The 12690-nt window shown below is 61.2% G+C and carries 12 protein-coding genes; 7 read left to right on the forward strand and 5 right to left on the reverse strand.

From position 1 onward, the window contains the following. The 5 genes from VGH68_RS00210 to VGH68_RS00230 form a co-directional block, all read left to right on the forward strand. Positions 1-663 (forward strand): MFS transporter (locus tag VGH68_RS00210; RefSeq protein WP_331601497.1); only part of this gene is annotated, 663 nt, incomplete at its 5' end. Positions 664-935: 272 nt separating this feature from the next. After that, positions 936-1607, forward strand: a complete 672-nt coding sequence (locus VGH68_RS00215; protein ID WP_331601498.1) for a heavy metal response regulator transcription factor — start codon at positions 936-938, stop codon at positions 1605-1607. Continuing rightward, a complete protein-coding gene (locus VGH68_RS00220) occupies positions 1604-2998 on the forward strand; it encodes a heavy metal sensor histidine kinase (RefSeq protein WP_331601499.1) in 1395 nt (464 codons plus the stop codon). The genes VGH68_RS00215 and VGH68_RS00220 overlap by 4 nt, the downstream gene beginning before the upstream one ends. Before the next feature lie 925 nt (positions 2999-3923). After that, positions 3924-5396, forward strand: coding sequence for a catalase (locus VGH68_RS00225; RefSeq protein WP_331601507.1), 1473 nt, complete (start codon positions 3924-3926; stop codon positions 5394-5396). A gap of 65 nt (positions 5397-5461) precedes the next feature. Beyond that, positions 5462-6076, forward strand: coding sequence for an ankyrin repeat domain-containing protein (locus tag VGH68_RS00230; RefSeq protein WP_331601508.1), 615 nt, complete (start codon positions 5462-5464; stop codon positions 6074-6076). A 93-nt stretch (positions 6077-6169) separates the two neighbouring features. On the opposite strand, the gene VGH68_RS00235 is transcribed toward VGH68_RS00230, so the two are convergent. The 4 genes from VGH68_RS00235 to VGH68_RS00250 form a co-directional block, all read right to left on the reverse strand. Then, entirely contained in the window at positions 6170-8434 is a 2265-nt protein-coding gene (locus VGH68_RS00235) for a xanthine dehydrogenase family protein molybdopterin-binding subunit (RefSeq protein ID WP_331601500.1), read from the reverse strand. Continuing rightward, positions 8431-8883, reverse strand: coding sequence for a (2Fe-2S)-binding protein (locus VGH68_RS00240; protein ID WP_331601501.1), 453 nt, complete (start codon positions 8881-8883; stop codon positions 8431-8433). The genes VGH68_RS00235 and VGH68_RS00240 overlap by 4 nt, the downstream gene beginning before the upstream one ends. Before the next feature lie 75 nt (positions 8884-8958). Next, on the reverse strand, positions 8959-9270 hold the full coding sequence (locus VGH68_RS00245; protein WP_331601502.1) for a high-potential iron-sulfur protein: 312 nt from the start codon (positions 9268-9270) through the stop codon (positions 8959-8961). Positions 9271-9283: 13 nt separating this feature from the next. Further along, positions 9284-10282: an aldo/keto reductase gene (locus tag VGH68_RS00250; RefSeq protein WP_331601503.1), complete on the reverse strand. Its 999-nt coding sequence runs from the start codon at positions 10280-10282 to the stop codon at positions 9284-9286. 406 nt (positions 10283-10688) lie between these two features. Between VGH68_RS00250 and VGH68_RS00255 the strand changes: the two genes are divergently transcribed. Both VGH68_RS00255 and VGH68_RS00260 read left to right on the forward strand, forming a co-directional pair. Continuing rightward, positions 10689-11906 carry an MFS transporter gene (locus VGH68_RS00255; protein ID WP_331601504.1) on the forward strand — a complete coding sequence of 406 codons (1218 nt, stop codon included), beginning with the start codon at positions 10689-10691 and terminating at the stop codon, positions 11904-11906. A gap of 11 nt (positions 11907-11917) precedes the next feature. Next, complete coding sequence (locus VGH68_RS00260) at positions 11918-12073, forward strand: hypothetical protein (RefSeq protein WP_331601505.1); 156 nt, start codon at positions 11918-11920, stop codon at positions 12071-12073. A gap of 57 nt (positions 12074-12130) precedes the next feature. On the opposite strand, the gene VGH68_RS00265 is transcribed toward VGH68_RS00260, so the two are convergent. After that, a partial coding sequence (locus VGH68_RS00265) for a PAS and helix-turn-helix domain-containing protein (RefSeq protein ID WP_331601506.1) occupies positions 12131-12690 on the reverse strand: 560 nt, incomplete at its 5' end.

A 12690-nucleotide genomic window follows, 5' to 3' on the forward strand; every position in this document is an offset into this window, starting at 1 on the left:
CTCGCCGCCGATGACGCCGCGCCAGGCTCCAGCGGCAAAATCTCCGGGTTGGGCAAGGCCTTGCTGAACCCGACTGTGATCCTGCTTGCCTTCATCTATTTCTGCGCGACGGGTGCGAACCTTGGGTTGTCGTTTTTCTTGCCACAGATCATCAAGCAGCAAGGCTACAGCACCGTCGCGGTTGGCCTGATCACATCGATACCGTATATCGCCGGTTGCATCGGCATGCTGGTAATCGGCAACCTGTCCGATCGATTCAACGAACGACGCTGGTTTCTCGCCGGCACGATGGTATTGGCCGCTGCCGGGTTGGTCGCCGCCAGTGTCCTCGGGGCGTCCGTCTGGTCGATCGTCGCGCTGAGCGTCGCGGCAACCGGCATCTTTGGTTGCAAGGGTCCGTTCTGGACGTTGCCGGCCTCATATTTGCGCGGCCCGGCCGTTGCCGGCGGAATCGCTTTCATCAACTCGATCGGCAACCTGGGCGGTTTCGCCGGGCCCTATCTCGTGGGCGTTTTCAAGACGTCGTCCAATAGCTATGCAGACGGGCTCCTCGCGTTGGCCGGCTTCTGCGTGGGGGCTGTGCTCGTCACGGTAATTTTCATTCGGCCGCGGCGGGATACGGACCCTGCATCATTTGTCGTACTCGACGCGACTCAACACTAGATGGAGTTATCGCCGAGGTGTCGCTGCGTGCCGCACAATATCCGCGTCCTTTCAATTTCCCTTCGTTCGACTTACGGAGGAAGCTGCTGCACGTGACCCTGCCGCTTCTATCGCCGGCCGGATTACGTCGCCGCGCTGCGCGGCGCTATGTTTAGACGTATCGCACGCCGCCCAATCGACTCTGCCTCACCGCGCTGCGCCGCACGGATGCAATTTTCGCCATGTACTATCTGCATTCGATGCACGACTAGCTGTGCGAAAGGTTTTTCATCATGCGTATCCTTATCGTCGAAGACGAACCGAAGATGGCCTCCTACCTTCGCAAAGGCCTGACGGAGGCAAGCTTCATCGTCGATGTCTCTAGCGATGGCAACGACGGTTTGTTCCTCGCGCTCCATGACGACTACGATCTCATCGTTCTCGACGTTATGCTCCCCGGCCTCGACGGATTCGAGGTGCTCAGGCGCTTGCGAGCACAAAAGCGCACGCCCGTACTGCTGTTGACGGCGCGCGATGCAGTTGAAGACAAAGTCGCCGGACTTGAAGCCGGCGCAGACGATTACCTGGCGAAGCCATTTGTTTACTCTGAATTTCTTGCGCGCATTCGCGCCGTACTGCGCAGACCTATTCAATCGGTCGACACCGTGCTGCGTGTTGGCGACATGGAAATCGACGTGCTGCGGCGCCGTGTGCGGCGCGGTAACGTCCGCATCGACCTGACTGCGCAAGAATTCACGCTGGTGAAACTTCTCGCCGAGAGGCAGGGTGAAGTGGTCACGCGCACGGTCGTCACGTCACACGTCTGGGACATGAACTTCGACAGCGACACGAACGTCGTTGAGGTGGCGGTCAGACGTTTGCGCACAAAGATCGACAACCCTTTCGAGAAGAAACTGCTCCATACGGTCCGTGGCATGGGCTATGTGATGGAAGAGCGATCATGACTGCCGCGGACGGGGCGTACTCGCTGCTCAGGCGTCTGAGTCTCGCTTTTACTATCGTCGCCATATTGGTGCTGTCGATGGCCGGCGGCCTGCTCTATCATTCGCTCTCGAGCCAACTGACAGACCGCGACGACACCGAGATTTCAGTCAAGCTGGACGAGTTCCTCGCGGCAGCCCGCCAATACGGCTCGGCGGAGTCAATCGCCAGCAATAGCGCGCTGTTTCGCGAGGAATTGCTCGCGCATCCCGCAATCTCATTCGCGATAGTGGATGGGCAAGGAAGGGTATTGGCCGACTTCGACCGGCGCGATCAGCGGTTGTGGTCGGTTGCGGCGGGCAATTCCGCGCAACAACAGCCTTATTCATGCTCTCCCCCGTCCATCGGACCTTCGCGCTGCATATTCGGCGACGAAAAGTTACCTTCAGGAGAATCGATACGCGTTGTACTCGCCCATGAAGCGAAGGAACGCTACTCTGTCCTTCGCGAGTACCAAGGCGACGTATGGCTCGTGATCCTCGGTGGTTCAGCGTTGATGGGTCTGCTTGGCTACGCGATTGCAAAGCGGGGCTTATCGCCGGTCAAGGCCATCGGCCAGCGAATTTCTCGCATCGAAGCCCACAATCTCGGTGAGCGTCTCGATATCAGCGGTGGTCCCGTCGAACTGCGTGACATCGCGGGTCCGGTCAACCGGATGCTCGACAGGCTTGAACGCGCATTTGCGCGGCTCTCGCAGTTCTCCTCCGATCTGGCGCACGATATGCGCACTCCGCTCGCCAATATGATCAGCGCATCGGAAATCACTCTTTCGCGGAAGCGCTCCACCGAGGAATACGAAGCGCTTATCGACTCGAACATCGAAGAATGCCAGCGCCTTCAACGGATGATCGAGACGATGCTGTTCCTCGCACGAGCGGATCATTCAAAGGGACTGCTTCGGCTAGGCGTACTCGATTGCCACGAAGAGTTCGCAAAGCTCACGTCGTACTTTGAAGGCGTGGCCGACAATAGGGGCGTGCATTTCTCCCTCGACGGCGCAATCCAGGTTCGCGCCGACCCGTCGATGCTTCGACGCGCGCTCAGCAATCTGATATCGAACGCGCTTGCGCATGCCGACGCCGAATCCGAGGTCGCGCTGCGCGCCTACCGGTCGGACGAGTATGTGGCCGTGGAAGTCACGAACACGGGCCAAACCATCCCGCCAGAGCATGTCGGCAAGATCTTCGACCGCTTTTACCGTGTCAATTCTGCGCGGCAAGGGTCGGCGAAGAACATGGGGCTGGGCCTTGCCATCGTGCGATCCATCATGGAATTGCATCGTGGCCGAGTCGACGTCGTGAGCCGCGCCGGCTCGACCACCTTCACGCTTTACTTTCCTGCCGCGACCGCGTGAGGTCCTGACTCACCGTTGCGCGCAATCAAGCGGGATCCTGTCTCTCGGCAACTTCGGTGAGCTGACCGGCGCATGACGGCGCGCTCGCGCCGCGTCCGCCTTCGGTGCGCGCCCACGGCGCATTCCCTGCGCGCGTTGCCAAGATGTCTAAATTGACATCTTCCCGCCACCTCCTAATCAGTCGCGCAACAAGAAAATACCCTCTCCAGCACTCAGGGAAGCTGTCGCCATCCCTCGGAGCGCAAACGTTTGTTCAACCGTCGGGAGCTCTCGTGAACATTTGCTGTCGCACGCGTCTGCCGCTGTCGATCCGAGGAACCCGCAACCTCGTCCTATGCGGTGCCTTGCTCGTGCTAACCGGTTGCGCGACACAGTCGCAATCGCGCAGTCCCAGCGGAGACCGGCAGACATCGTATGGCAGCGTAGTCGACTTCGATGGCATGCCCTGCACCAATCAGAATATGCATGTTAAATCGCCCATCTGTTTGTTTCCTAGAACCCTGATATCTCGCAATTAATTTTCTCCAGTCGAAACGACGGTGAATACCGGCAACAGTGTCGATGCACGAAGGCGTTATTAATAAATAAATTAGCAACAGTGAAAAATGAAATAGTTAATTTCTAACTGCGCGAAACGCACCGCCTGCCTCCTCACATCGCGATCAGTGGCCCATACGGATTGGCTGCGCAGACCCCGTGCGCGGCACTGCACGTGCAGTGTTAATTGTCATCTTCCAATTACCTTAATTTTCCAAATTTATAGTCGACTATCGAAACTATAGAAAAAAGAAATTGGATAGTAAAACGTGTGAGCCATAGGATTTCTCCGGCCGCCCATTTAACCCAGGAATACAACGTGAAACTAAAGAAGACACAGATTGCCGCAAGCATTTTCTCGATCGTCTCGGCAATTGCGCTTGCCCAAATGGCGCATGCGGCGGATATGACCCAGGATAGCGGGTCGCCAGTCGGCGACAATCAGAATTCCCAGACCGCGGGCCCCGAAGGTCCGGTCCTTTTGCAGGACTCTCATCTCATCGAGAAACTGCAGCGTTTCGACCGGGAGCGCATCCCCGAACGCGTCGTGCACGCGCGTGGCACAGGCATCTTTGGCGAGTTCGTGCCGACTGCTGACATCAGCTCGCTGACCTCTGCCCAGGTGTTCACGCCTGGATCGAAGACGCCCGTCTTCGTCCGGTTCTCGACGGTGATGGGCTATCGCGGCTCGCCCGAGCAGGCGCGAGACCCGCGGGGTTTTGCGATCAAGTTCTACACGCAGCAAGGGAACTGGGACATGGTCGGCATCAACTGGCCGGTCTTCTTTATCCGGGACGCGATCAAGTTTCCTGACTTCGTGCACGCGAACAAACCGTCGGCTGTGACCGGCGTGCAAGATCCGAATCTGGCGTTCGACTTTTTCGCCCATTCGCCGGAAGCAACCAACATGCTCACGCACCTCTACACGGACGAGGGCATGCCGGATTCATACCGCCACATGGACGGCTACGGTGTGCACGCGTTCAAGTTCGTCAACGCGAAAGGCGAGGTTCACTACGTGAAGTTCCACTGGAAGAGCCGTCAGGGTATCAAGGGCATACGCCCGCACGATATCCCGCATTCGATCGGCGCCGACTGGAATCTGATGACCGATGACCTGTACAACGCGGTCAACGCGCATGCATATCCGCAATGGGACCTTTACATCCAGGTGCTCTCGCCGAGCGATCTGGACAAGTTCGATTTCGATCCGCTGGACGACACGAAGGTATGGCCGTCGTCGATCCCCGAGCAGAAGGTCGGCACGATGACGCTCAACCGCGTTCCAAATAATTATTTCGAGTCCACGGAAGAATCGGCATTCGCACCGTCACGCCTCGTGCCGGGGATTGAACCTTCTGAGGATCGGATGTTGCAGGGCCGCCTGTTCGCCTATGCCGACACACAGATGTACCGCCTTGGCCCGAACTACAACCAGTTGCCGATCAACCGGCCGGTCGTCGCGGTTCACAACAACAACCAGGACGGGCTCATGAACGAGGACGATCGAAAGGGCGAAGTCAACTATGAGCCGTCCAGCACCGGAGAAATCGCTCAACAGGACCAGTACAAGTCCGTGCAGACACCGCTGAATGGTACGACTCAGCAAAGAGCGATTCACAAGACACTCGACTTCCGTCAGGCCGGCGAGTATTACCGCACGCTGTCCGAAACCGACAAGACAGACCTGATCACAGCGCTGTCGGGCGACCTGGGCCGCGTAACCAACGACGCGAACAAGTACTCGATGCTCTCGTACTTTTACAAGGCTGATGCCGACTACGGTACCCGCCTCGCGCGTGCGACTCATGCCGATGTCACGCGTGTAAAGAATGCGGCGGCACAACTGAGCGACAACTAAGAGGAAAGGGGAACCTGCGCGAGCAGGTTCCCCGCTGAACAGACATGCTTTCGCAGGAGGACAGAATGCGATGCTCTTTTGCTGCCCGGCGCCTTGTTCGGACCGCGGCGGTCATCACCCTGACCGCACTGTTCACAGCGAGTTGCGCGCAGCACGTGTATCAGCCGCGAACGTATTCGGCCGTGACCGACACGCCGCGTTACACCGAAGACTGGTTTGCCGCGGCGCGTGCGGGACGCACCGATATTGTTCAGGCGTTGATCGCGGCCCATTTCCCGCTCGAGGCAACGACGCCCGAAGGCTATACCGCGCTGATCCTCAGCGCCTACGACAATCATCCCGAGACCTTGACGGCCCTCCTCGCTGCAGGCGCCAACGCCTGCGCGGCCGACCGGCATGGAAATACGGCTCTGATGGGGGCGCTGTTCAAAGGCGAGACGAACATTGCCACGATGTTGCTCGACACGCACTGCGACATCGATCAAACCAACAACGCGGGCGAAACGGCATTGTCGTTTGCGGCGCTATTCGGCCGGTTCGATATGATCCCGGTGCTCGTCGCACACGGCGCCAACGTGAATCATGTCGACGCGCGCGGCGGCACGGCATTGCAAATGGCGATGGCTCAGCGCAATCCCGCTGTAGAGCAAGCGCTACGCCGCGTCGGCGCGACACAGTGAGACCTCGCCGCTGAGCCGCAAGTTCGTGTCGCCTCGACCGGCGGCAGTTCGAGTGATCGCGAGACGCGCACAGCCGAGGCCGACCCATGCGGCTCACGCCCGCTTCAACAGCGCGCTATCTACCGGCAACGCCCGAATCCGCGTTCCTGTTGCATTGAAGATCGCGTTGCAGATCGCCGCCATTGTCGGCGGCACACCCGGTTCGCCAACGCCGCCGGGCGGCGCAGCGCTCGGCACGATGTAGACATGGGTTTCCGGCACCGAGTCGATGCGGGCGACCCGATAGTCGGTGAAATTCGATTGCTCGGCCGCGCCCTGGCTAAACGTCAGTTCGCTGTATAGCGTATTGCCGAGAGCCATCACCACGGCGCCCTCGAACTGCGCAATCACGCGGTCGGGATTGACGATACGTCCGCAGTCGACCGCCAGATCGACACGCGTCACGCGCACCGAGCCGTCGTCGGCGACCTGCACCTGCGCGACCGCCGCAACGTACGACAAAAAGCTGCGATGTACCGCGATCCCGTGCCCGTGGCCAGCGGGCAACGCCGCAGTCCAGTTCGAACGCACCGCGGCCGCGCGGACCACGGCGGCATAGCGTGCGGTATCGATTGGGTACTCGTCGATCGACGCGCCGTAGTTCGGGTAATCGACTCCCAGCGCATGCAGATCGACATGACGCGGCGTGCCCAGCAGCGCGAGCAGATGCTGCACAGGATCCTGTCGCGCCGCAACGGCGAGTTCATCGACGAACGAGCCCGCTGCGAAGCCGTGCGGAATGTTGTACACCGACCGATACCAGCCGATACGCGTATGCGCGGGCGCCGCTCCGTTCTCGCACTGCACATTGGCGATTTCATAGGGCATGTCGGTCACACCCTGACCGAGTTCGCCGGCCGACCCATAAATCACGTTCGCAGCGAAGGTGGAACCGATCGACGGAAACACGCTCCGGTGCAACCATGCGATCGTGTTGCCGTGCGCATCGAGGCCGCCTTCCATGTGCTGCGCGCACACGGCATGGAAGTAGTCGTTGCGTATGTCGTCCTCACGGGTCCACGTCAGCTTGACGGGTGCGCCCACCTCGCGCGCCAGGTACGCGGCTTCGGCCACGTAGTCCGGCTTCGACTTGCGACCGAAGCCGCCGCCGAGCAACGTGACATTGATTGTCACGGCCTGCTCCTGGATCCCGAGTACCTGCGCGACGGTCGTGCGTGCTTGCTGCGGATTCTGCGTGGCGGTCCAGACGTCGACTGCGCCGTTCGCAAACGATGCAGTTGCAGCCAGCGGCTCCATCGCCGCATGCGCCATATGCGGCACGTAGTAGTCTGCGGACACATGTTGTGCGGCATTCTTCAACGCGCCGGCGGTATCGCCGTTATTGCGCACGAGTTTCCCAGGCTGCCGCGCAGTGTCTTCGAGCGCCTTGCGGTACGCCTGGCTATCGTACGTGCCGTTCGGCCCCAGGTCCCAATCGAGCTTCAGCTTCTGCCGCCCTTGCAGCGCGGCCCAGGTGCTGGTCGCGATCACCGCGACGCCGCCGAGCGGGCGGAAGCCGGCGGGCAGCGGCGCTGAAGCAATGCGCACGACGTGCAGCACGCCTGCCACCTTCAGCGCTTCCGTCGAGTCCACGCTTTTCAGCGTCGCACCGTACACGGGCGAACGTTCGATCGACGCGTACGTCATCCCGGGCAACACCACATCGATACCGTAAGTCGCGCGGCCATGAACGATGTCGTCGAGATCGACGATTGGCAGGGACTTGCCGATATAGCGCCACGTGTCCTCGTTCTTCAGCTTCAGCGTGTCACGGGCCGGCACCGGCTGACGCGCCGCCGCCTGCGCGACCGCACCGTATGACACGCGCCGCCCGCTCGCGATATGCACCACATGCCCGGGTTCCGTCCGGCAACTGGTCGGGCTCACGCGCCACTGCGCAGCAGCCGCCGCGATCAGCATTTGCCGCGCGGAGCCGCCCGCCTCGCGCAACGGCTGGAAGAACTGGCGGATGCTCCGCGAGCCATCAGTATTCTGGTCGCCGTACTTCGCATCGCCTTGCGCCTGGACGACCTTCACCGTGTTCCAGTCGGCATCGAGTTCGTCCGCGAGAATCATCGCGAGACTGGTACGGATGCCAGTACCCATCTCCGAGCGATGCACGACCAGCACGATCTCGCCAGACGGCGCAACGGACACATAGACGTTCGGCTCGAACACGGTTTTGATTTCGTTTGCCGAGGCGAGCGGGGCCGCCGCAAACGCGACGCGCGCGCCGCCGACCTGCAGACCCAGCACCACGCCGCCCGCCAAGGTGCCCTTCAGTATCCGGCGCCGGCTCAAATTGACGATCCCGCTCATGACGCCTGCTCCGCCGCCGCCTTGATGGCAACCTTGATGCGTTGATAGGTGCCGCAGCGGCAGACATTGCCGGACATCGCTTCGACGATCTGCTCGTCGGTCGGCTTCGGCGTCTGTTTGAGCAGTGACGCAGCCTGCATCATCTGGCCGGGCTGACAGTAGCCGCACTGCGGCACGTTCGCGGCTTTCCACGCTCGCTGCACCCGATGTTCGCCGCCTTCGCCCAGTCCTTCGATTGTCGTCACGGACTTGCCCTGTACATCCGCGAGCGACGTGACGCACGAGCGCACTGCCACGCCATCCACATGGACGGTGCACGCGCCGCATGCGCCCACGCCGCAACCGAACTTGGTGCCATGTAGTCCCAACAGGTCCCGCACCGCCCACAGCAGCGGCATGTTCCCAGCAGCTTCGACCTTGTGATGCACGCCATTCACAATCAGTTCCATCCGTTCACTCCTTGTTATCGACGTACGCCACGGCCGCCGGCGCTGCCTCGTGGTCGACTCACCTGCGCACGCCGTTCATGCTCTTGCCTGATACGCCTTGCACCATCCGGCGCCACTCACCTGCTTTGCGCCGAACAGCGCGCACAGCGCGTTGGCGTCGGCTGGCTTACCCTGGTAGAACTGGCAGTTCCCGCAGCGCTGGCCCTTGCTGAAATGCGGATACTTCGTGGGGTCGACGTGGGTCGCATCGGCCTGGTACCCGAGCGCCTGCGCAGCGGGATCGCTTTCCTGAAGCTGCGAGGGCGCCGCCGAGACGGAGCGCCCGGCGATCGCAAGCGCAGCCGCCCCGATCGATTGAATCATGAAGGTGCGTCGAGGGGTTCTCATTCAATGCTCCCTCTCACGCCGCGAGCACGCGTTGCGGCGGCGCCATGAACTCCGGCCCGACAGGATCTGTGACGAAGGTCGCGACAATCGTGTCGATCTGTTTGAACGCCTTCTCGTCGAGGCGCCAGCCGAACACCTCTTCGATCCCGTCCAGTTGCGCCGGACGACGTGCGCCCCACAGCGCGATCGTCGGGCCGCGATCGAGCACCCAGCGCACCGCCAGCGCGAGCACCGACTTGTCGAAGTTATCGCGCGCGAACACGTTCAGCGCTTTCACGGCCGCCACATATTGCTCGCGGCGCGGCTCGCGGAACTTCGGATCGCGCTGACGCAGGTCGTCGCCCTCGAAGCGGGTCTCGACGCCGATTCGCCCCGCCAGCAGTCCGCGGCACAGCGCCCCATAGGCAAGCGCGACGAGCCCGTGCTGTTTTGCGTACGGCAGCACGTCACGGTCGATGTCTCGCTCGAACAGGTTATACGGCGGCTGTGTGGTGGACAGCGGCGCCACGCGCCTGAATGCATCCATTTGCGCCGGCGAGAAGTTACTGACGCCTAGCGCTCGCACCTTGCCCTCTTTGCGCAGATCGTCGAGCACCGCAGCGGTCTCTTCGATCGGCACCAGCGGGTCGGGCCAGTGGACCTGATACAGATCGATGTAATCCGTTCGCAAGCGCCTCAGCGTGTCCTCTACTTCCTGACGAATGCGCTCCGCCGACGAATTGCGAAATACCGCGCCGTCTTGCCATTCCAGTGCGACCTTGGTTGCGATGACCGCCTTGTGCCGATACCCGTCGGCGAGCGCTTTGCCAACGATCTCCTCCGACGCACCGAAACCGTACACCGGCGCGGTGTCGATCAGATTGACGCCGCTGTCGAGCGCCCGGCGGATCACCGCAATCGACTCTTTCTCGTCGGTGCCGCCCCACATCCATCCGCCAATGGCCCACGTACCGAGGCCGACGCGTGACACAGGGGTCGATAAACCTTCAATTGCGATTGTTTCAATAGTCATGTGAAGCTCTCAAATCGAAGCACTACATCAGCAGCGCGTCCGGGTGGAATGCGATCCGACAAATGGCAACGTGCCCATCGGACGGGCAGGCGAGCTGATTATTTCAGCCGCATCCGCCGATCACAAGAAGGCACCTGACGGTTTCATACTTTCCCCGAGGAAACTAATTGCTACGACGGCGCTCACGCGCACGGCAACGCGCGGCAACTCGCAAAGGAGAACCGACAGTCGGGCACGGGTCGACTTTCTATTCCTTTCTATTCGCGAGAGCGGTGCGTCGCTCCATCGCCTGGCGCAGCCGCCGTCACGTGAAGTCGACGCTTACCGCCGTCGTGATGCGTTCAGCAGAGCTGTGAGAAATTGCCCATAATTGCGCGCAGTCTTCGAGCAACCGTTGGGGCATTTGATGAAAGCAGTTTCTGGCGCACCGCAATCCCCGATCGCATTTCTGGCTGTCGCGTTGGCGTTCGCGATCAACATGATGGGCACAACGCTGCCGACGGCAATCTATCGGTATTACCAGCAGCAGTATGGTTTTACACCGACGGTCATCACCGTGATTTACGCCGCCTATGCAATCGGCGTGCTGGGCGCGCTGCTGCTGGTCGGCAACTGGTCCGATCAGCTAGGTCGTCGTCGCATGCTGCTCGCAGGCCTGTGTGCGTCGGCCGCATCGGCGCTGACATTCCTGTGCAGTGACGGGTTGGCGCTTCTGATGCTCGGCCGCCTGCTATCGGGCGTTTCTGCCGGCATCTTTACAGGAACCGCGACGGTCGCCGTGATCGAACTCGCGCCGCCCGCATGGCGCGGCAAGGCCATGCTCGCGGCTACCGCCTCCAATATGCTCGGACTGGGTTGCGGTCCTTTGCTAAGCGGCATCCTCGTCGAACTATTTCCGTGGCCCACGCAGTTGCCGTATGCGGTGCACCTGGCGCTGGTCGGCGTCGCCGCACTCGCCGTACTGGGTGTCCAGGAGACCGCCGCGATTCCCGCGCGAGTGAAGCTCGGCATCCAGAGAATTTCGCTTCCCGTGGAGGTCCGCCGTGCGTTCATTCCTGCCGCGCTAGCGGGGTTTGCCGGTTTCGTCGTCGTGGGTTTCTTTGCGGCGGTCGCTCCTCAACTGATTCGAGTCGTGCTCGGCTTTCACAGTGGCATCGTCATCGGCTCGATCGTTTTCCTGTTGTTCGCCTGCTCCGCTGTGGGGCAGACCGTGCAGACACTGATTGCTGCCCGTTGGCGGCAAGCGGCCGGGTGCATTGGACTGGTCGTCGGACTGGCGTGTATCGGCGTGTGCGTGCCCGAACGCTCGCTCGGCCTGCTTTTGCTCGGCACCGCCGTGGCAGGAATCGGACAAGGCATCAGCTTCCGCGCCGGCCTGGGCGAGATCGCGTCGACGACGCCCGCGCACCGGCGAGCGGAAGTCACGTCGAGCTTTTTCGTCGTACTGTATGTGGCGATCTCACTACCTGTGATTGGGTTGGGTATCGCGGTGCAGCTCGCCGGCATCGAACGCGCGACGCTGCTGTTTGTCGGCTTGACGATAGTCGTTGTGCTTATCGCGCTGCTCCTGCTGATGCGCGGGCAAGCGAAACGGGAGCCAGACGCCAAAGCGATCGGTGACTGAAAAGTGCGGCATTGCTCGACGCATATCGCTGGCATTACATCGTGTCGGGCGTCACGCAGCCGCGGTTTTCGAAACTGCTGTACAGAATGATCACGCCCGCGCAAGCGGAGCATATCGGCGACGCGTTGGCGCCGATAGTGCAGCGGCCGTCCGATATCGACGCGTAGGTGCCGGGCTGATCTGACCGTGGTGGTCGAGGCATCTCTTCGGTTCGCGGCGAAGCTTCAAAGCGTCAACAGGTTCTTGCACAGGTCGGCCGTGTTGCTGACCGAGTATTTGCGCAGCAAGCTCGCACGATGAACATGCACGGTTCGTGGACTGATCTCCAGCCGTCGTGCGATTTCCTTGCTGCTGCAACCCTCGAGCAGCAGCATGGCGATTTCCCGCTCGCGCGGCGTGAGCGAAGCGCGTATGGCCGACACCATTTGCGGTTCAACCGACAAATCTAAAAATGTCCAGATTGCGCGGGCATACGGGGCGCGCCTGTCGACGGTCGTCCCGCTTACATGGCTCCAGAACATCTCTCCATTCAGCCGCTTCATCAGCCAGTTGTCGGAGTAGCTGCCGCGCTTCGCGAGTATTGGACCAATCTTCTTTCCCCGCGTATCGAAGTCGCTCTCGCCAGCGTAAAGCACCGCGAACGACAGCCCGATTATCTCGGCGCGCGTTCCTCGCCAGATGCTCGCGAACAGCTCGTTGCAATCGACGATGATGCGCTGATCCAGAACAGCGCAGGCGATAGGGCAGAGCTCGAAAATCTGGCGGTAATCAAGTGGCTCGCCAG

Source organism: Paraburkholderia sp., assembly GCF_036488505.1.
GTDB lineage: Bacteria > Pseudomonadota > Gammaproteobacteria > Burkholderiales > Burkholderiaceae > Paraburkholderia.

Excerpts from the sequence above, each read along its gene's own strand:
- VGH68_RS00225 (WP_331601507.1), top strand. The coding sequence starts at position 3,924 with ATGGCGCATGCGGCGGATATGACCCAGGATAGCGGGTCGCCAGTCGGC.
- VGH68_RS00245 (WP_331601502.1), bottom strand. The coding sequence starts at position 9,270 with ATGAGAACCCCTCGACGCACCTTCATGATTCAATCGATCGGGGCGGCT.
- VGH68_RS00240 (WP_331601501.1), bottom strand. The coding sequence starts at position 8,883 with ATGGAACTGATTGTGAATGGCGTGCATCACAAGGTCGAAGCTGCTGGG.
- VGH68_RS00220 (WP_331601499.1), top strand. The coding sequence starts at position 1,604 with ATGACTGCCGCGGACGGGGCGTACTCGCTGCTCAGGCGTCTGAGTCTC.
- VGH68_RS00250 (WP_331601503.1), bottom strand. The coding sequence starts at position 10,282 with ATGACTATTGAAACAATCGCAATTGAAGGTTTATCGACCCCTGTGTCA.
- VGH68_RS00215 (WP_331601498.1), top strand. The coding sequence starts at position 936 with ATGCGTATCCTTATCGTCGAAGACGAACCGAAGATGGCCTCCTACCTT.
- VGH68_RS00235 (WP_331601500.1), bottom strand. The coding sequence starts at position 8,434 with ATGAGCGGGATCGTCAATTTGAGCCGGCGCCGGATACTGAAGGGCACC.
- VGH68_RS00230 (WP_331601508.1), top strand. The coding sequence starts at position 5,462 with ATGCGATGCTCTTTTGCTGCCCGGCGCCTTGTTCGGACCGCGGCGGTC.
- VGH68_RS00255 (WP_331601504.1), top strand. The coding sequence starts at position 10,689 with ATGAAAGCAGTTTCTGGCGCACCGCAATCCCCGATCGCATTTCTGGCT.